The sequence below is a fragment of the Lentilactobacillus parakefiri genome, from assembly GCF_002157585.1.
In the GTDB taxonomy this organism is placed as follows: Bacteria; Bacillota; Bacilli; order Lactobacillales; family Lactobacillaceae; genus Lentilactobacillus; species Lentilactobacillus parakefiri.
Map to the genome: position 1 here is coordinate 61,317 of NZ_BDGB01000044.1, position 19,908 is coordinate 81,224.

Sequence of the window (19,908 nt, forward strand, 5' to 3'; positions counted from 1 at the left end):
TTAATCAATTTTTTATTTATTTTTCAAAAGATTATCTTTATTTGGTAAGGTGACGGCTAACTTGCCCATTGAAGTGACGATCATTGGCAGGATTAAATAATAGACACAAACGGTGTAGATCACAATTAGTGCCGTCTCAATCATTGCAAAGGAAGCGCCAAACGTGAGGCCGATCGCTAATGCAATGACGACCAGCAGGATATAGCGGACAATCTTGCCATAACTGGCCATGGTTGGTCGAAGCCATTCCAGAAGCGACAGTTCAGTGTATCTAAACGATAATCCCAAGGCAATAATCTGCCAGGCAGCAATTGCGGTGAGAATACTGATTGAAAGGATTGGCACCTGCCAGTCAAATTGATTGGTGCCAGTGACGTAATGCATCGTCAAATAGGTTAATTGAAAACCAGTGATTGAAGACATGATGAACGCAACAGTCCAATAAAGCGGCTGCAGGATGGCACGACTGACAGCAAAGACAGTTAAGAGAATGCCAATTATCACAATTGCCAAAAGCGTCATTAAATGATGATTGAGTTTGGATTGGTTGATTGATTGAGTAATCGGTTCGCCTGTAAAGGCAACCTGATCTGAAGAAAGCGGGGTTCCTCTCAACTGTAGATTAACTTGGTTTTCCAGCATCTTAACCTGATTCAGATTGGTTTTACTGGATGGGGCGCTTTTCATGACAACTTGGATGGTCGTTATCAACTTGTCTTGACTGGTGTAATTAAGCATTGTCTGCAGGAAGTCGGTATCAGCCAACTGGGCCTTGGTGATGTAATAGACATTGGCAGCACCGGATTTTTGTAACCCGTTTAAGTAGTCATAAATGTTGTTCAGCTGGTCAGTTGAGGAATTCACCTGAGAACTAACCTGCTTCAATTGCCTTTGAACTTGACTAATTTGTTGACTGTAACTTTGAAGATTGTTAGCACTGTTTTGGCCGTAGTTTTGAATGACGGATCCCTCAGCATTCAACTGGTTGATACCAGCCGAGACGCTTTGCAGTGACTGGTTCAATTCGTTGATTTTCTGCTGATACATGCGAACTCTGCGAGAGGCGCCTTGCTGGACAGTTACACTGGCATTTCCAGCGACGCTGTTGACTTGCGAGGCCAAACTCGAACTATCTTCAACAATTTGATTGCTCTTTTTGACCAAGTTCTGCATGGCCTTGACCTGCTGCTTGAGACCTGACAAATTCAGGTTGCTGCCGCTGGTTTGGATGCCGTTTGAAGCCTGAGAGAGCTGTCCCGTTGCCTGCTTAGCGTTCAAACCGATGGACTCAAGTTGATTGGAAACGTAATATTTCTCAATTGGCATGCCACTCGGCTGTGTCAAAGAATAAGCGGCACTGACACCTTTTGTATGCTGAAGCTTGGTGGTTAACTGGTCTAAATGCTGGAGATATTTTTCGTTATCTAACGGTCGATCATTCTTCAGGTAAATCGTGATTGGAGTTGCTTTTCCCTGCGTGAAATGAGCCTGGAGAACGTGGGCACCCTTAACCGCTTGATTTGTCTGGGTTAAGTTAGTCATTGGTGAAAAGTTCAAGCTGGTATGGTAAAAGTAAATAAATGGTAGGGTCAGATAAAGGACGACGAGAAAAGCGGCAATTGGCTGCCAAAGTGAAAAGTCGGTTGCCCGGTTCCAAAAGTGGGACTTCATGGCGCTTAAGGGTGCACTGGACGGCCAGAAGATACTTTCACCTAAAGCCGCCAGGAAAACGGCGTTGAGGGTTAGGACGGCTAACATTAAGACAACATACGTAATGCCAAGAACCCACAGTGACCTCAGTTGATCGTAGTTGATAAACCCACAGCAGGCGAAGATCATCGCCAAGGCACTCCCGACAATTGTGATTGGGAATCGCAGGTCAGAGATCGTCTGTTGCGTAGCGTAGCGTGCTTCTCGTTGGAGGGCCAGGACGCTTCTGAGCTTACGGTAAATGTAAATGTTCCAAATCGTGCCAATCACAACCGTGGCGATGCCAATTTCAAGTGGCGTGTATTGGGTGAAAGCAAAGTGAAAATGCTTTGCCAATGTGGTTGAGAGACTGAATGAAGTGGTGAATGCCGCAAAGAGGGTGATGAAAGAAATAATCGGAGCGAATAACGATCTGAAGTAGATCCCAACGATCAGCATTGACACGGCAAATAAAGTGATCAAGACAATGTTGGTGACTTGGGCGGTCTTTTGGTTATTGACGTCGCGAACAATTTCGGGGCTGGTAACGTAGGACTTCAAGCCATTGACCTGGACTTCTCCGACCAATTCGTTGGTGAGAACCCGCAGCGTACTGCTTTTAGCATCAATGTCCAACATCGCATTCTGAGTTGAGCCATCTTTTGACAGTAACTGCTGTCTGCCTGCGACATTGGTATTGACAGTCACGATCTTCTTAATACTATAAAATGATTGGTGCGCCTTCAGCTTATTTAACGTATTGTCAATCTTAGTCTGCTGTTGATGAGTAATCTTGCCGTGTGGATTCGTATAGACCACGTTAATGGTTGATGTCTTCGCAAGATTATAGCCCCAATCTTTTCGAAGCTGTTGGGCTTGTGCCGGCTGAGAGCCTTTAGAAAAGGTTGGCTGACTGTACGTCTGAAGCGTGTCGGTGACGTTTGGAGCGGTTATAATTGCAATAAATGTGATAATCAGCCATACTAACAGCGTGAATAGGCGATTTTTGTGTAATTTTGCGATAGTTTCCTTCATTGATTCGTCCCCTAAATATGTATGTGTGAAAAAGGCTCATATATTAAGAGTTTACCATTTTATAAGGCCTAGTGCGATACGTTTTAGGCGTTTTGTGTTATATTGAGAAAATTGTTGTGTAAATGAATCGGTGATTGATGGGAGGTTCGAAACGTGTGTACGAGTATTTTTCAAATTGGCCAAGAAGACGGCGCCCATGTATTGGCCAACGCTGGGGGCTTCCCCCGTTTTTGTCCCCCGTCACTATGGGTGGCATTCAGTATATGATGACAAACGTTACGTCACTAAGTATGCCACGCTGGGCTCTGGCCACCAGCACGCCAGGCGAATTGACATGTCAGATGGCGTTAATGAATTTGGCTTGGCTGTTCAAAAGCTAACGTTTACGAATGGCAGTCAGCTTGTTGAGACACCGGGTGAAGATAAAATTCATTTGGCACCGTTCGAGCTATCATTCTTTTTGCTGTCCAATTACCGATCGGTTGAAGATATTGAGGCACATGTTGAAGAAATTGAACTGATGGCTGACAAGTATAGCTTGATGAAGTATGGTCACAGTGAACTGCATTTTGCTGCCAGCGATCCGACTGGCCGCATCGTCGTGATTGAACCGGTGACGACGCCGATTGAAATGATTGAAAATCCACTGGGGGTCTTGACCAACAGCAATCACTTCGGCAGACAGATTGAGAAGTTGAACAAGTATCTGGACTTCACACCGGACTTTATGAATGGAACGGTTCCGCTCAATACACCACGGGTGACCACCGGTAACGTATCTGGCAAATCAATTCCCCCGGGTTCATACTCCCCGGGATCAAGATTCATTCGGGCAGCCTACTTAAAGGAAAGAATTGACGTCCCCGGAAACGAAAATGAAGCCGTTGATAACTGCTGGCATTTGTTGGATGCAGTTAATGTGCCAAAGAGTAAGGAACACCAGCCGACTTATTCCGTCTACCGGGCGGCCGTTTGTTGTGAAAGCCGCAACTACTACTATCAGCCATATCATGCCAAGTCGGTCGCCAAAGTTCAGCTGACCGATGAGCTGATCGAATTTAATGAAGTAAAATTTTTCAAAGTAGCTGACCAAATCAGCTTTAATGAGTTAAACTAATGTATTGAGGATATTAGCGGGGAGAAATGACGTTGCGAAAACAAGGCTGGCGGTTTACTGTCATATTATTACTGACGTTTGCGGTGTTGGCAGCCGGCGTTTCATTGCGCGGCCAGCTGAGTCACCGTCCGCAGCGAAGGTCTGTGCCGACATTGGTTCAAAAAAAGACCGATCATTTTTCGACCGAGCAAAAGCGAACCTTTATCAGCCGAGTAGGGGCGCCGGCTGTTAAGCTGTATTTGAAGAATCGCCAAGTACTGCCAAGCGTTGTCATTGCCCAGGCAATTCTGGAGTCTCAGTTTGGAACATCCGAACTGTCAACGCAAGCCAACAATTTATTTGGTATCAAAGGTCGGTACCACGGCCAATCGGTCCAGTTCTACACCCGAGAAGTTGAAAATGGCAAGTCAATCAAGGTCCTGGCCGAGTTTAGAAAGTATCCGAACTTGGCGGCTTCGATCGCTGACCACAACCAACTGGTGAGCGATAAGTTCATCAAAGCCAAAAACATCTTGAGTTACCGCAAATCAACCCACTTACTGCAGGAAAATGGGTACGCAACCGATCCTCACTACGCTGCCAAATTGAACCGCCTGATTGTCAAATATCAGCTAAGCCGTTATGATTTAAAAGCAATTAATGAACGTGTCTAAGAGGGTCAGGATTCTTTGAAGGCCGTTTAAATGAAAAATTTGTTGAGGTGAACGCCACATTGTTGAATTGGGTTTCTGATCTATACGGGCCATTTTTTGATCCCCATAATTGGGAAACGGTCATCACCAGCGGCAGTGACTGGTTAATCATTCTGTCGCTGGTAACGATTGAATGTTTGCTGTCAGTGGATAACGCGGTGGTTCTAGCCGCTCAGACCCAGGCACTGCCAACCAAAGTCCAGCGGGAAAAATCCCTGTTCTATGGCTTATGGGGTGCTTATTTATTCCGTTTCCTAATCATTGGAGCCGGGACTTACCTGATTCATTTTTGGGAAATTAAAGTTGTCGGCTCGCTGTACTTATTCTATCTGGTTTACCAGTTTTTCCGGAAAACCAAGATTGTTCGGACCAAGAAGCTGGCTGGCAGTAAACGGCACGGAGTTTCACTGTTTTGGTCGGTGGTTGCCCAAATTGAGTTCATGGATGTGGTCTTTTCAATCGATTCCGTCCTGGCATCCCTGGCAATTTCATCCAACCCGGTGATTGTCCTTCTGGGTGGGATGATCGGTATCCTCGCCATGCGGGGAGTTGCCGAAGTCATTATGAAGCTGATGGGGATTATCCCCGAGCTTCAGCCAATGGCGTACGTTTTAATTGGAATCATTGCCTTAAAACTGTTTCTGTCGATTCCGGCGATTGATATTGAAATTCCGGCCGCAATCTTTGGCGGCATCGTGATTGCGGCGGTCATCATTACTTTGATTATTCACTATGTCAGAAAAAAGCGGAGGACTAACGATGAGCACGGAGATAACGCCTGAAAATTTAGCGGCTGAAACCCATAATCCACTGACTGTAATTGATTTCTGGGCACCATGGTGTGGTCCCTGCAAGATTTTGGACCCGGTTTTGGCCGATTTAGAAATTAATTATGGCGACCAAATTCACTTTGGCAAGATGAACGTCGACGGTAACCAGGAAGTTGCTGAAAAGTATCACGTCCTGAGTGTGCCTAGCCTGGTCATTTTCAAGAATGGCAAAGCAGTCGAAAAGGTGAGCGGTGTCTATCCAAAAGAGAAATTACAAAAATATTTTGATCAAAAATTAGCAGAGGTTCAATCAGTTTGATGGGTATTCTACCGAAACGGCGGGATGCCTTTTTGTTTTGCCATTGGGGTTAGCTTGGCATTCAGGATGTCTAGTCCCTGAAGCGGGAAGTTGAATATTGGTGCGATGATTGCTGGCTTGCCGGGATCTGGGACCACTTGGCTTTCTTTAAGATTGGGTAGCATTTTTGCCAAGTCGACCTGGGTTAGATTGAGGGCTTTGCTGTAATACATGACTCGCTGAAAGACCAGGTTCTTAAACCATAGGTAGTAAACAATTCCAGCAGCGGCAACATACCAAAAGATCGTCCAAGTGATGCCAATTTTTTCTGGCGATAAAATATTAGTGAATAAAGCCAAGATAACAAAGGCACAGTATGTTAAAATGCTAATTATGGTTAGTTTAGATTTGGTTGACATAATTGACCAACTTTCATAACGAAATTTGTGATACCATTTAGATATAATTATAGACAAGTTGGAAAAATATAGATAGTGAGATGAAATTGTGAAATTTTCAGTAGAGACAATTGATCGCAAAGATTATGCGGCTGTACGAGGTATTATCGCAGATAGTTATCAAAATGACGGGCCAAACACAGACGGTGATGAGGTCGATATGGTCGATCGTCTGCGGGACAGCGAATCCTATAACGATCAATTTGAGGTCGTCGCAAAAGACCACAACCATCGAGTGATTGGCCACGCCATGATGGTGCCGGCGGAGGTTCGTTCTGCGACTGTCAAATTCCCAATCGTGTCCATCGTTGAAATTGGTGTTTTGCATGGTTATCGAAACGACGGCATTGGCCAAGAGATGGTAATTGAATTAGAAACCCGGGCTCGATTGGCGGGCTATCATGCCGTTAGTGCAATTGACCACTCTGATTTCTTCTTTAAAAACAACTATGTCCCTGCTGATAACTTCAACATTTTGCCAACCGTTGCGGTTGATTTCAATGACAATTTGATCAAACCATTATTTGACGGTGCTTTGTACCATAAGGGCGGCAAGATTTACTATCCTGAAGAATTCTTTGGGATTCGCAGCACGAATTATTAATTTAATCATGTAAGCCACATGAAGTAGTCAATTCCTCTGGGTGTCAGAAAGCCGGTGGGAGATGCGAACCGGTCAGGACGGATTGACAAAATACCGTGGCGATTTTAACGGATAATAACTAGAGCCGATATCATCTAGTGAGTGAGCTGTGTAATGACAGCTAAACTGGGTGGTACCACGCTGAAGCGTCCCTTAGTCTATTTTTGACTAGGGGACGCTTTTTATATGGAGGAGTAAATGAAATGGAAAATGATGTCAAAGAACCAACAATTAGTTTAACCGAAGGTATTATCGTATTGTTGATGATGCTTATGATCATGGGTTTCAGCGTGATTAAACTGCAAATTTCGCCGCAAATTCCAATCTTGTTTGTGATTCTGCTATTAATTGCCTGGGCCAAAGTTCGTCGCTTTTCCTGGAACGCTGTCAATCAAGGAATCATTAACGGAATCTCGACCGGCATTATCCCAATGTTTATTTTTATTTTAATTGGTGCATTGATTAGTTCATGGATCGCTGCAGGCGTGATTCCGTCACTGATGGTCTATGGTTTTCATTTAATTAGTGCCGAATGGTTCCTGCCGTCTGTTTTTGTGGTTTGTACAATTGTCGGAACCGCAATTGGCAGCGCCTTTACGGTCGTTTCAACGATTGGAATTGCCTTTTTGGGTATGGGTTTGACGATGGGAATTAATCCGGCCATGATTGCCGGAGCTGTTATCTCTGGCGCAATTTTTGGTGATAAAACCTCTCCGTTATCAGATTCAACAAATTTGGCCTCAGCCGTGGTTGGGGCGGACTTGTTCGACCATATTCGAAACTTGATGTGGTCGACAATCCCCGCCTTTTTCACGTCATTAATTGTGTTCTTTTTGATCGGTCGTACCCACGCCCAACTCAATCCGGCCTCAATTGACCGAACTATTAACGTGTTGACTAATCATTTCAGTATCTCACTGTGGACATTTATTCCAATTGTCTTGATGTTTATCTGTGCCTGGCAAAAAATTCCGGCCATTCCAACCCTATTCATCAATATTTTGGTGGCCGTTTTTATGCAATACATTGAAGAGCCGAAAACAAAAGTTCAAACAGTGGTGAACACGTTGACCAACGGCTACGTGTCGCACACGGGTAATAAAAGCGTCGATCAATTACTAACTCGAGGCGGAATTGCCAGCATGATGACGACCATTGCCTTGATTATTTCAGCGCTTGCTTTGGGTGGTTTTCTCATGAAATTTGGTGTAATTGACGCTGTGATGGGGCCACTGTCGCGTAAGCTGCAGTCAAATGGCTCACTCATTTTAGCTGTTATTTTAAGTGGCGTCGGTGTCAATATCTTTGTGGGTGAACAATACTTGTCAGTCATCTTGCCTGGAAATGCCTTCAAATCAACCTTTGACAAAGCAAAATTAGCGCCGGTTGCTTTGAGTCGGGCCCTTGAGGATGGCGGAACAGTGATTAATTACTTGATTCCGTGGGGGGTCGCAGGTGTTTTTGCGGCTAATACGCTTCAAGTGTCGACGATTTCTTATCTGCCATTTGCTGTTTTTAGTCTTTCTTCACCAATTTTTTCAATCATTAGTGGCTTTACCGGCATCGGACTGAAACATTTGAAAGCACGTGAAAACGATTAGTATTGCTACTTTAACAACGTTTTACCTAGAAGATCATATTTTTTAATTTGACAAACATTACCCGCTCGTTACATTAGTTACGTCAATCCCATTTTTCTTAATACGCGTGATATTGGATGGTAACTTCGTAACTATACACTATGTATTGTTGATCGATGAGGTCGACAAAAATTCTAGACACAGATATAGGAGTGTGTAATTTTGAAAAAAGTATTATCTATGATCTTCGCTACTTCAGCTGCAGCTATTGGTTTATTCTTCGCAGGATCCGCATATGCTTCAGCAAGCACAATAGTTACAGTTAAGTCAGGCGACACCGTATGGGGAATCTCACAACAGTACAATTCCTCAGTTAAGGCTATCGAGAGCGCAAACAATCTTCAGGATGCAAACGTCATTCAAGTTGGTCAGCAATTAACAATTCCTTCAGCTGACGCCACATCAAATACTCAAGGTAGCGCACATGCAGCAACCGCAACGACTCAACAGACTCAGAGTTACAGCCAACCAGCTCAAACTCAAACGAACCAAGCACAGACTAGCCAAGCATCAACTTCAACTAGCACTGCTACCAGCGGTTCAGTTGCTCAACAAGCAGCTCAATTGATGGAACAAAAGACTGGTGTTTCAGCATCAACTTGGATGGCCATCAGTTACCGTGAATCAAGAAACAACCCATCAGCACAAAACCCAAGCTCAACTGCTCATGGTTTGTACCAATCACTTTACACAACAAGTAATGACTGGCGCGAACAAGTAAATGATGCAGCACGGATTTACCATTCACAAGGAATGGGTGCATGGGCATTAAACTAGAGCGCGACAAGACCCGGTTAGGGCCCACCAAGTAGGCTAGGCCGTTTGCATTCGGCCGTCGGAACATAAGCGAAAGCATCCAATGATGAACGGTCTTTGTTCATCGTTGGATGTTTTTGTTTATGTGGCGGGGCCCTGGGTCGTCGGAGCGTATTTTAAAAGCTGAAGGGAGCTCGGAAGAGCATAACAAACGCGACAGAGCGTGACGAGCCCCGGGGTGATCCCGGAGCATAAGGGAAGCCGGTCAATGATGAACTTGTTCATCGTTGGCCGGCTTTTCTTATGCAGTAGGGATCAGGGTCGTCGGAACGCGTTTCCACTAGATAGCAGTCGTGAGTAGCCACAATGGCGAACTTGTTCGTTTGTTGAGGCTTTTCTTATACAATAGGGATCAGGGGCGTCGCAACGCGCTTTCAATACGTAAAAAGGCATCCGCATCAAGCGAATACCTTGGCATACAAGTAATCAACCTCGTACCAACAACTCAATCTGACCCTTCTGGGGGGCAAAATTGATGCCGACAAGCGGCTCCCTTAAAATCTTGCCATACTCATCCAAAACATCGGCTGGCAAGGGGGTATGGGCTTTGAGAGATGCAACCACGTCACCGGCGTCGTGAGCTTCAGACAAGTCGATGAATAAATTGACTTTGTTGACCACGTCACGAAAAAGGTCGGTTAAAATCCCGTTCGGTTTCCCGTCAACATCGGTGATCACGACCTGTGATGAATCAAATGCTAAATGGTTAAAGCGTACCATCTGTAAAACGTCAAACAGGTTATCCATTGACAACAAGTCCCTTCATGATGATCCATTTAATATTAGTGTAGCCGTTTGCATCTTCAAAAGGCAAGTATTATATCGCTCTCTACTAGAATATTGTGCAAAAAAAGTGCCCTGAGCCAGCTGTTCAGCTGTTTCAAGGCACTTTAATGATTAACATAAATGGGGGTTAATCACCATTCATGATCGAGTTTTTAACAATCACGTAATCAACTTTGGTAATATCATTCAGTTTACGGCCGCCGGCGTAAGAAATCGACGACTGCAGGTCCTGCTCCATTTCATTCAAAGTATCTGAAATGTGTCCACGATAAGGAACTAACATTTGTCGACCCTCAACGTTGCGGTAGGCACCCTTTTGGCGTTCAGATGCTGAACCCCAGTATTGCTTGTATTTCTTACCGTCAATGCTGATCAGGTTACCAGGGGTTTCTTCATGACCGGCAAATAATGAACCAATCATGACCATCGAAGCGCCAAAACGAACGGACTTGGCAATATCGCCGTTGTAACGAATCCCACCATCAGCGATCATTGGTTTTCTGGCGGCTTTTGAGCACAAACGCAGGGCAGCTAACTGCCAGCCGCCAGTCCCAAAGCCAGTTTTGAGCTTGGTGATACATGCCTTACCAGGACCGACACCAATCTTGGTAGCGTCAGCACCGGCGTTTTCAATTTCGCGAACAGCTTCAGGAGTTCCCAGGTTTCCGGCAATCAAGAAACTATCTGGTAATTGTTCCTTGATGTAGTGAATCATCTGGATAACGTAGTCTGAATGACCATGAGCAACGTCAATCGTGATATATTCAGGCTTTTCGTTGTCGGCAACCAGCTGGTCGATGAATTCATATTCCTCAGGCTTGATACCAACACTGATAGAAGCATAAAGGTCTTTTGAGTGCATCATCTTGATGAAGCCTTCACGTTTTTCGGGCTGGAATCTGTGCATGATGTAGAAGTAACCGTTTTGGGCGAGCCAAACGGCCAGGTCATCATCGATAACCGTTTCCATGTTAGCTGGAACAACGGGAATCTTAAATGTCTTGGGGCCAAATTTTACTGAAGTGTCAGCGTCACTCCGACTCTTAATGATGTTCTTGTTGGGGATGAGTTGAATATCTTCGTAATCAAATACTTCCATGATTTTACCTCCGAGGTTTTAGGACAGCTTCTTTAAGTGGGATTTTGTGATTGATTCGACATTTGAGGACAGCTCCTCCAGGCAGGAATCTCCATGTAAGCACCTCAGAGACAAATTCCAAAACCGCGAATTTCTCTCTGAGGAGACTTACACTGCGATTCCTAACCGCCTGGCTCCGCTCACTGTTTCTTTACCACACCTTCTCCACCACATTCGTCTGCTCTCTGTCAGGACCAACTGAAAAGGTTGCATAAGGGACGCCGACTGCTTTTTGGACGTGGTTCAAATAATTCTGCGCATTGGTTGGCAGTTCATCAAATGTCTTACATTTGGTAATGTCTTCATCCCATCCCGGCAGTTCGTCGTATACGGGTTTGCAGGCATCGAGTTCTTTTAAAGTGGCAGGGTAGTGGTCAATCTTCTTGCCATTTAGTTCGTAGGCAACACAGATCTTCAATGTTTTAATACCAGTTAAAATATCTAAACAATTCAGAGCTAAATGAGTATAGCCGCTGACTCTGGCGGAGTGGCGGAGAACCACACTATCAAACCAGCCGATTCGACGAGGGCGCTTCGTCACAACCCCATATTCATGGCCGACTTCACGGATGTGATCCCCAATCTCATCATGCAATTCGGTTGGGAAAGGGCCTTCACCGACTCGTGACGTGTAGGCCTTGCAGACGCCGATCACGTGATCGATTCGGTTGGGACCAACGCCGGTTCCGACAGCTGCACCGCCGGCACTTGGGTTTGATGAGGTGACGAATGGATAAGTGCCGTGGTCAACGTCTAACATGACCCCTTGGGCACCCTCGAACAGAACATTTTTATCATCGTCAAGTGCGTTGTTAATAATATAGGAAGCATCAACAACGTATGGCCGAATTCGATCGGCATATTCGTTATATTCATTGAAGATTGGTTCAAATTCTAATGGTTCATGGTCATAGATTTTAGTGAGTAATTCGTTCTTAACTTGTAGATTGCTTCGAAGTTTTTCTTCAAAGATCTCCTTATCAAGCAAATCGGCAATTCGAATGCCAATTCTCTCGTATTTGTCCATATAAGCAGGGCCGATTCCCTTATTGGTTGTCCCAATCTTAGAATCTTTCTTCTGCTCTTGAAGACCATCGAAGAGAATGTGGTAGGGCATGATGACTTGAGCACGGTTTGAAATTCTCAAATTATCGGTACTGATCCCATCCTTTTTCAAATTGTCCATTTCGTTGATCAAGGATTTGGGGTTAACGACAACACCGTTACCAATCACACTGTACTTTTCCTGATCAAAGATACCTGATGGGATAAGTTGTAAATGATAGCTGTTGCCGTTAAATACAATGGTGTGGCCGGCATTGTCGCCGCCTTGATAGCGGGCAATAATATCAGCACTTTGGCCGAAGAAATCGGTGATTTTACCTTTCCCTTCGTCGCCCCATTGACTTCCAACAATCACAATAGATGACATATGAACACCTCTAAATTTTATTGCCAGGAATCTACCCAGCATTTTTAATAATACCAACTTGCATTCCATTAATCAACCAAAAGGTTAATAATTTTCACAAGTAAAACGTTTAATATTCGACTTTCAAACCGAATACGAACGAAAGGTAATTATTATTCTCATAATATAGTCAAAAAGTGAACAATATGGTATTATTATCCTGTCATTATTTAGTAGAAAGGACTCGTTATGATAGATAGATATTCTTTACCTGAAATGAGTAACATCTGGTCACTGCAAAATCAATATGCTTCCTGGCTTAAAGTTGAGATTGCCATTGATGAAGCCTGGTCCAAGCTGGGGAAGATCCCCGCTGAGGACGTTGAAAAGATCAAAAAGAACGCCAAATTTGATGTCGATGGGATCGCCGAAATTGAGGCGGTCACGCATCACGATATCGTCGCCTTCACCCGTGACGTGTCTAAGTCACTTGGCCCTGAGAAGAAATGGATCCACTATGGTGTCACGAGTACCGACGTGGTTGATACTGCCTGGGGTGTTCGAATCAAGCAGGCTAACGAAATTATTCGAAAAGATATTGATGCCTTTATTGATGTCATTGCCAAACAAGCAAAAAAATACAAAGATACGGTTATGATTGGCCGGACCCACGGTGTTCAAGCAGAGCCAACTACTTTTGGCCTCAAGCTTGCCCGCTGGTATTCAGAAATGAACCGGAACAAACGTCGCTTTGAGACTGCTTCTAAAGAATTGGAAGCCGGCCAAATTTCGGGTGCTGTTGGAACCTTCGCCAATGTGCCGCCATTTGTTGAACAGTACGTCTGTGACTCGCTTGGGCTGCGGGCACAGGAAATCACCAGCCAAATTTTGCCCCGTGATCTGCATGCCGATTACATTTCAACGTTAGCGTTGATTGCGACGAGTTTGGAAGAATTTGCCACTGAAATTCGGGGACTGCAACGTTCTGAGATTCATGAAGTCGAAGAACATTTTGACGCCGGTCAAAAGGGATCTTCTGCCATGCCGCATAAGAAGAATCCAATTGGATCTGAAAACATCTGTGGCTTGGCACGAGTTGCTCGTGGTCACATGGTAACGGCCTATGAAGATGTTGCCCTATGGCACGAACGTGATATTTCCCATTCATCCGCAGAACGGATCATTATTCCGGACACTTTGACGCTACTAGACTATATGTTGCACCGCTTCACCAGAATTTTGGATCGACTGACGGTCTTCCCAGAACGCATGAAGAGCAACATGGGTCTGACCTATGGTTTGATTTATAGCCAACGGGTCATGTTGAAGTTAATCGATGCCGGGATGACGCGTGAGCAGGCGTATGATCTGGTTCAGCCGCTAACCAAACAGTCATGGGATAAGGGAATTCAGTTCCGAGATTTGGTTGAGGGTGATAAGAAGATTACCGATGCGTTGAGTGAAGACCAAATCAACGATGCGTTCGATTACCATTATCATATTCGCCACGTGGGTGAGATATTTGCCCGGGTCGGTTTGGAATAGGCTTTTACTTCAATAGAGTTAATTTTTAGGGATTCACAATTAATTAAAGCCAGAGTGGGACGCAAGAGGCTGGACCAAAAATAATTATCGTCCCACCCGTACTTTATTATTTCGAATGTTCTATAGCAGAAACGTGCAAATTAAAACAGTTTCCAGCCATATAAGCCAGCCATCTAAATATCCAAACCCGGGATATTCAGATGGCTGGCTTATATTCTGGAAACTAACCGCTTTAATTCAGAAGCACGTTTGTTAGGTTATTTTGTGCTCCCTTCGGCCTTTAAAATGCGCTCCGACGGCCGGGGGAACCCCTGCCTAGCCTACTTGGCGACGACCCAGCCGCTAACTTCTAAGGGTACTTTGATTAAAGTCCCAAACCCAGGGACTTTAATCAAAGTACCCTTAGAAACCGCGACTCCCGGGTCTCGTCGCTCTCTTACGTTGTGTTATGATTTGAAAAATAGTGCAACAATTTGACCACTTGTACACGACTAATGACCGCTTACGCAAAACCGGTTTACGTCGGGCGATTGGTGTAGTTAAATTAAGCATGTATTGGGGAGAGGTGTTTTGATGAAAGTCCGGGTTGAAATTGATGATAGCTTGACCGACAAAGAGATTGTCATTAAGGCACCCAAGTATGATGCTGAAGTTGCCCAATTGTACGACGCCATTTCACGGCAGTCTGCCAAGGTTCAATCGCTGGTCTTTTACAAAGGCGACAGTGAGTACTATTTGAGCCTGGACGATGTGCTCTTTTTTGAAACGGTTGATCGTCAGGTTCACGCCCACACGGTAGCCAACGAGTACGCTATCCATCACCGGCTTTATGAGCTGGAAATGATGTTAACGGGGCAGTTCATGCGGATCTCGAAGTCAGCAATTATTAATCTTGGCAACGTCTTTTCCCTGACACGTTCAGTTTCAAGTGTCGTGGTGAAATTTAAGAATTCCAGCAAGCAGGTCTACGTATCGCGCAGATACTATAAGCCGCTCAAGGACAGGCTGGAGAGAAGAGGGTAATGAAATGTCTACAATGAATAAGCATCGATGGGTTGCCGGAATCGTGTTTCTGGCGGCCGCAATTGCGTGGCTCGCCGTTGGGATGGGCTGGCTTAACTTTCAAATTAGTGCCTTCACTTTGATTATGACCGTGATTTTAGCGATTGTTTTATTGACGTCGCTGGTTGATCTAAGTATTGTTGGCAGTGTTTTTTCAGTGGCATTTCTGGCAATGCTGTACGCCGGCCCACTGGGGATTACCAAATTGGTCCCGTGGACGATTCTTGGCATTGCGCTGCTAGTGACAATTGGGCTGTCAATTATTTTTCACCCACATCGCAGTTGGTATCACTGGGATTGGCGGTCTAATCGAAATTTTTCTGATGACTGGGATGATGATTACATTGACACATCGGACCAGTCAACGACCGTGATCGAGGCAACCATGGGAGACACAGTGCGCTACGTTGAGTCTGATGACTTTAAGCGGGCGACCATTCATGCCTCAATGTCTGGGGTCAAAGCCTATTTTGATAAGGCTGTAATTACCGGCGAATCGGCGACAATTCACATTGATGATTATATGTCTGGAATCAAGCTGTTCGTCCCCCGTGATTGGCAAATCATTAACAACATTGATCCGGCAATGGGGACCGTTCAAGTATTTGATAACCATTCACCACACGAAGGCCCACGGGTTTACTTGACTGGTAAGGTTAATCTGGGTGGGTTGGAAGTCTATTACTTGTAACGAGGATCTCCGACAAAACCTTTAAAAGCGGAATCTTATATGTACGGCCTCATTAAATAACGCCATCATTCCTGGTCGGGATGGTGGCGTTATTTGTTTGAACCTGGGATCAAATGCTTCTGGTCCTGGTGTCACTTTTATTCAATTAAGGTAAAAAGACTAAGCGGTTGTCGCCGTAGTCATGCCATTTCTCAGCGATTTGGCTGAGTGGGAAGGTGGTCACCGGGACGGCAATTTTGCCATCCGTGATCATTTTTAATAATGCTGGCATGTCATCGCCCAGGTTGGCAGCCGTAAACGACCCAAAGCCACTCCCAATTAAACGGAAATCTATGCTTCTAAACAGACTGCCCTTTAAAGGTGAACTCTGGCCGGCCATCGAACCGATTTGAATCCAGGTTAAGGTGTGTTGTGGATCTTGGCGTTGGGAAATCATATCGGCAATCGTGGTGGCGGCAATATCGCCCCAAAGGTAGTCTAAAACCACATCAATGTCGCCGATCTTTGCCAGATCTGCTTTCAGTTGATCATCATTATCAGTTAACTTAATCGTTGAGGTGACCCCAAACTGGTCGAGCTTGGCCAATTTTTCGGGATTACGGCCCACACCGATGACTTCACTGGCGCCAAAGCTGATGCTGATGGGAATGGCGAGTTGGCCTGAAGCACCCGTCGCCCCCAACACTAAGACGCGCTTACCGCGGAGGTTGTCTGCTCCCAGTCGTTCTTTAATTGCCATAAAGGATGACATTCCTGGATTGGCTGTAGCGGCGACGATGGCGGGGTCAAAGGTATTGTCGATCGGAAACAACGCGCGTCGATTGACAACGGCCTTTTCTGCCAACGTTCCATAGATGTTATTGCTGCTATTGAAGTAAAAGTGTTCGCCGTCAGGAGTCTCTCCAACGGCATCTACGCCGGGAATAATCGGCAAAGTGCTGGCAGCTGAATAGTGGGTGCCGTTCGCTCTGGATCGGGCCAGCTGGCTAACCGCCGCGGCTAACACATGGAGTTCAACTTCGCCATCTTTAACTTCTGGATCTGGGAAGTCACCATATTCGGGACCCTTGGTAAAATCGTTAATAATTGCTGCTTTCATATGCGTGCGACTCCTTACATTTTGAATGTTTGATTTGTGAGATTGGTGCTGGTTCTCAATTCGATATTATGATGGATGAAGACGGCAAAAATTGCAACGATGTTGACGGTTGGGTTCAAACAAAATTAGTTAAGATCTTTTATTGTATTTATTTTCACATGCGGTAAAGTGGACCTAAGGGGGAAGAATTCATGAATAGATATTGGTATTTGAAGGTATTGCTTATTTTAGCATGTGTTAGTTTTTACATGGGGTTACAAGCAAGTACTGCTTCCGCAAACAGAGGTACATATTCCACCACGCCAACGACATTACGTGGGACGTGGTATTACAATGATCAAAAGGGATGGTATACGAAAATTAGCGTGACCAAAACAACTGTTTCTCAAATGAATCAACGCGCAGGATTGGTTGTGTCGCTAAAAAGTCATCGAGTGAAGCTGATCAAGCCAAATAAATATGGCTATTGGCAGATCAAGGTAAAGGGGTATCGCCCAATTGTCCTGAAGTCGGCAGCACAAGACGGGCAGCCTGCAATTAAGGGTAGATTTGCGGGCAAAGTATTTTCGACTGGCACGCCAGTATATGCCTATCATTATTTGCCAAATAAGTTAGCCAAGGATTACTGGACAAGTATTCCTGATGAGTTCTTAGGTTCATGGGCAACACACAAGAACACTAGCAGCAAGTGGCGTGAGTACAAGCTCAGCTTCAAAAAGTCTGCTATGGAAACAACTGTCCGCCAGTACCCGGGGGTCTTTCTCGGTGCCATTATGCTTGGAACAGTCCGTGACCCAGTGGATCCAACTAAATCCAGCTTAATTTTTTCGAAGTTTGAGAATCAACAAAAGATTTATTGGGGATGTGGTCTTCGAAATTCAAAATATTTGCCAGGATATGACAGTCGAATCTTTATTCGGCATATAAGGCATGAACACCAGAATGCGATTAAAGCATACGGCATTTCTCAGTATTTCTATAAAACCAAATAATGTTTTTGGAATAATAAAGTCTAATTGAACGCAGAACGTACCCGGCTGTCGATTAGACTTTTTTGTCTAGATTTCCCCATGACGCCCGGTATCCAAAAAGCGGACAGTACTGCCAACAACTTCGTAAATCAGCAACCAACTTCCCTTAATAAATAGCGCGCGCTGTGGCTTTCTGCTTTTGATGACGTGATCATCATTCTTTTCTGCGACTGGCTGGCCGCTTAGGAGCTGGTCTTCGATCGCCTTGAAGTCGGCCTCTGTGTACCGACTGGCCCGGATCATATTTTGATAATGCTTTTTGAATCTTGATTGATACTTCGCCTGGAATTTTGCCATTGAGCTGCTCCCTCCCATATTCATTACTGTTAATTATAGCGTTCCCAGATAATTTGAGCACAGAAAAAAGGCCCAGCGGGGGAGCCGGGCCTTTCAGTTCAATATTCTGAGAAGAATATGAATATGATGATTTGGACAACAAATCAATGGGGGGATTGATTTGCTGCTCAATGTTATTGGGGGTGAGTAGAAATAAATCTCGTTTATCTCTTGCTCATGGTTATAATATACCTGATAAATATAAAAAAAGTTGGACGAAAGTGTGAACTTTTTGTGAATTTTACCAAACTAATCTTAGCGGACAAAAAAGGCTGCGGTGAAAGTTGATGACTTTCGCAACAGTCCTTTTACACCTTAATCTTTTTTTGAGGGGGAGATAAGGTTTAAATCAAAATTGATTTGATCATTTCTGACAAATATGAGGTGAAGAGAAGCCTTAACTTCTATTCATAAACAGCATACAGGAAAAGTTTAACCAAAGTATGAATAAATTGTGAAGATTTTGTGAATTTTGAAGCCCAATTGAATGCCGGGCACAAAAAAAGATAAGACACGGGGATGTCTTACCTCAAGTTACCTATATTCTAGAGGAAGAATATGAACACAAAAGTAATAAATTAAAGGGGGATTTAATTTATTGCCACATAAAATGACGTATCACTTTATGTTTATGCTTTTAGTATATAGAATGATTGTGATTAAAGTTTGAAAAAAGTGTGAAGATTTTGTGAACTTTTCGGTATTTGACCACAATCTGTCAGATAAATTCGGTTAGAATTAAAATTAACCGTAGGAAACTGCGAAATGAGGAGGACTTTCAATGAGCTTTATGGCTAAACGGTTAATCAGGAAGTTTAGGACCGAAAACTACAAAAAGAGTGTCGCCCACAGCTTCCTGAAGCCAAATCAGAAGATCAATATTTTCCAGCAAAACGCAAATCAATACAAAATTCGTCCGGTTAAAAATGGTCAATTGGTTACTTTTCAATCAATTGAAAAGCCGACGAGTCAAATTCTGTATTTTCATGGCGGCGCATTCACAGTGCCGATGAATCAGGATCAGCTGGAAATGATTACCAAAATTGCGACCGAATCAAATAGTTTGATCCAAGTGGCTGACTTTCCGCTTCTTCCAAAGCATTCCGCTGATGAAATTTTACAATTTGCTCAGGCTGCATTTGACACGGTGATCGAGTCCGAACTGCCGACTTTTATTGTCGCCGACTCGGCGGGGGCCAAGATTGCCCTACAGCTGCTGGTGAATAACCCGGGGAAGGTAGCTGGCAGCAGCTTCATTTCGCCGTGGTTGGACACCAAGTTGGCCAGTCCGTCAATTGCCAAGCGGGCTGACAATGATATTTTATTAGACCTTCCCACCTTACAGAAGATCGGCCGCTGGTTTGATGAAGGCGCGACCCCCGAAAAGTGGGTTGATTTCACCGACTCTAATCAGTTACAGGAAGTTGGTGCAATTCAGATCTTTTACGGTGCAAACGAAATGCTGGTCCCCTGTGATCTTCAATTCATTGGCGCCTTACAGCATGCAGAAGGTGCTCATCCAGAAGTGACGGCATTTAAGGACGGCTACCATGACTACACGCTCTGGTTCAAATTGCCCGAAACAAAAAAGACCCTTAAACGAATTGCGGCATTCATTAAAGATCAACGTGGTGCTTAAGTTTGGGGAACG

General features: G+C 44.5%; 18 protein-coding genes and 1 pseudogene. 12 read left to right on the top strand and 7 right to left on the bottom strand.

The window, feature by feature from the left end:
- Positions 1–12: 12 nt before the first annotated feature.
- Positions 13–2,724 carry an MMPL family transporter gene (locus LPKJCM_RS04325; protein WP_057962531.1) on the bottom strand — a complete coding sequence of 904 codons (2,712 nt, stop codon included), beginning with the start codon at positions 2,722–2,724 and terminating at the stop codon, positions 13–15.
- Between the two features lie 153 nt (positions 2,725–2,877).
- Between LPKJCM_RS04325 and LPKJCM_RS04330 the strand changes: the two are divergent.
- From LPKJCM_RS04330 to trxA, 4 genes and pseudogenes are all read left to right on the top strand, one after another.
- Positions 2,878–3,841 (top strand): annotated as a pseudogene (locus LPKJCM_RS04330) (linear amide C-N hydrolase).
- A 32-nt stretch (positions 3,842–3,873) separates the two neighbouring features.
- Positions 3,874–4,494: a glycoside hydrolase family 73 protein gene (locus LPKJCM_RS04335; RefSeq protein ID WP_057962530.1), complete on the top strand. Its 621-nt coding sequence runs from the start codon at positions 3,874–3,876 to the stop codon at positions 4,492–4,494.
- Between the two features lie 62 nt (positions 4,495–4,556).
- Positions 4,557–5,315, top strand: coding sequence for a TerC family protein (locus LPKJCM_RS04340; RefSeq protein WP_087069561.1), 759 nt, complete (start codon positions 4,557–4,559; stop codon positions 5,313–5,315).
- A complete protein-coding gene (trxA, locus tag LPKJCM_RS04345) occupies positions 5,293–5,622 on the top strand; it encodes a thioredoxin (protein ID WP_057962528.1) in 330 nt (109 codons plus the stop codon). The genes LPKJCM_RS04340 and trxA overlap by 23 nt, the downstream gene beginning before the upstream one ends.
- An 8-nt stretch (positions 5,623–5,630) precedes the next feature.
- On the opposite strand, the gene LPKJCM_RS04350 is transcribed toward trxA, so the two are convergent.
- Positions 5,631–6,020: a hypothetical protein gene (locus LPKJCM_RS04350; protein WP_057962527.1), complete on the bottom strand. Its 390-nt coding sequence runs from the start codon at positions 6,018–6,020 to the stop codon at positions 5,631–5,633.
- Positions 6,021–6,108: 88 nt separating this feature from the next.
- On the opposite strand from LPKJCM_RS04350, the gene LPKJCM_RS04355 reads away from it, so the two are divergent.
- The 3 genes from LPKJCM_RS04355 (at position 6,109) to LPKJCM_RS04365 (ending at position 9,119) form a co-directional block, all read left to right on the top strand.
- Entirely contained in the window at positions 6,109–6,663 is a 555-nt protein-coding gene (locus LPKJCM_RS04355) for a GNAT family N-acetyltransferase (RefSeq protein ID WP_057962526.1), read from the top strand.
- Between the two features lie 242 nt (positions 6,664–6,905).
- Positions 6,906–8,303, top strand: a complete 1,398-nt coding sequence (gene nhaC / locus LPKJCM_RS04360; RefSeq protein ID WP_057962525.1) for a Na+/H+ antiporter NhaC — start codon at positions 6,906–6,908, stop codon at positions 8,301–8,303.
- Between the two features lie 201 nt (positions 8,304–8,504).
- Positions 8,505–9,119, top strand: a complete 615-nt coding sequence (locus tag LPKJCM_RS04365; RefSeq protein WP_057962524.1) for a LysM peptidoglycan-binding domain-containing protein — start codon at positions 8,505–8,507, stop codon at positions 9,117–9,119.
- 465 nt (positions 9,120–9,584) lie between these two features.
- Here LPKJCM_RS04365 and LPKJCM_RS04370 read toward each other — a convergent pair whose 3' ends face one another.
- The 3 genes from LPKJCM_RS04370 to LPKJCM_RS04385 form a co-directional block, all read right to left on the bottom strand.
- Positions 9,585–9,905 (bottom strand): hypothetical protein, encoded by a 321-nt coding sequence (locus tag LPKJCM_RS04370; RefSeq protein WP_057962581.1) that lies wholly within the window; start codon positions 9,903–9,905, stop codon positions 9,585–9,587.
- A 166-nt stretch (positions 9,906–10,071) separates the two neighbouring features.
- On the bottom strand, positions 10,072–11,043 hold the full coding sequence (locus LPKJCM_RS04375; protein ID WP_057962523.1) for a GMP reductase: 972 nt from the start codon (positions 11,041–11,043) through the stop codon (positions 10,072–10,074).
- A 190-nt stretch (positions 11,044–11,233) separates the two neighbouring features.
- A complete protein-coding gene (locus tag LPKJCM_RS04385) occupies positions 11,234–12,514 on the bottom strand; it encodes an adenylosuccinate synthase (protein WP_057962522.1) in 1,281 nt (426 codons plus the stop codon).
- A 228-nt stretch (positions 12,515–12,742) separates the two neighbouring features.
- Between LPKJCM_RS04385 and purB the strand changes: the two genes are divergently transcribed.
- The 3 genes from purB to LPKJCM_RS04400 all read left to right on the top strand — a co-directional run bounded on the left by purB (position 12,743) and on the right by LPKJCM_RS04400 (position 15,791).
- On the top strand, positions 12,743–14,038 hold the full coding sequence (purB, locus tag LPKJCM_RS04390; RefSeq protein ID WP_057962521.1) for an adenylosuccinate lyase: 1,296 nt from the start codon (positions 12,743–12,745) through the stop codon (positions 14,036–14,038).
- 573 nt (positions 14,039–14,611) lie between these two features.
- Positions 14,612–15,061 carry a LytTR family DNA-binding domain-containing protein gene (locus LPKJCM_RS04395; protein ID WP_057962520.1) on the top strand — a complete coding sequence of 150 codons (450 nt, stop codon included), beginning with the start codon at positions 14,612–14,614 and terminating at the stop codon, positions 15,059–15,061.
- A gap of 4 nt (positions 15,062–15,065) precedes the next feature.
- Entirely contained in the window at positions 15,066–15,791 is a 726-nt protein-coding gene (locus tag LPKJCM_RS04400) for a LiaF transmembrane domain-containing protein (RefSeq protein WP_057962519.1), read from the top strand.
- A gap of 145 nt (positions 15,792–15,936) precedes the next feature.
- Here LPKJCM_RS04400 and LPKJCM_RS04405 read toward each other — a convergent pair whose 3' ends face one another.
- Positions 15,937–16,890, bottom strand: a complete 954-nt coding sequence (locus LPKJCM_RS04405; RefSeq protein ID WP_057962518.1) for an MDR/zinc-dependent alcohol dehydrogenase-like family protein — start codon at positions 16,888–16,890, stop codon at positions 15,937–15,939.
- A gap of 191 nt (positions 16,891–17,081) precedes the next feature.
- Here LPKJCM_RS04405 and LPKJCM_RS04410 point away from each other — a divergent pair, with 191 nt between their 5' ends.
- Positions 17,082–17,882, top strand: coding sequence for a hypothetical protein (locus tag LPKJCM_RS04410; RefSeq protein ID WP_057962517.1), 801 nt, complete (start codon positions 17,082–17,084; stop codon positions 17,880–17,882).
- A 66-nt stretch (positions 17,883–17,948) separates the two neighbouring features.
- Here the strand turns inward: LPKJCM_RS04410 and LPKJCM_RS04415 are convergent, their stop codons facing one another.
- Positions 17,949–18,218, bottom strand: coding sequence for a type II toxin-antitoxin system mRNA interferase toxin, RelE/StbE family (locus LPKJCM_RS04415; protein WP_057962516.1), 270 nt, complete (start codon positions 18,216–18,218; stop codon positions 17,949–17,951).
- An 820-nt stretch (positions 18,219–19,038) separates the two neighbouring features.
- Here LPKJCM_RS04415 and LPKJCM_RS04420 point away from each other — a divergent pair.
- Entirely contained in the window at positions 19,039–19,896 is an 858-nt protein-coding gene (locus LPKJCM_RS04420; protein ID WP_057962515.1) for an alpha/beta hydrolase, read from the top strand.
- The last annotated feature ends 12 nt before the right edge of the window (positions 19,897–19,908 follow it).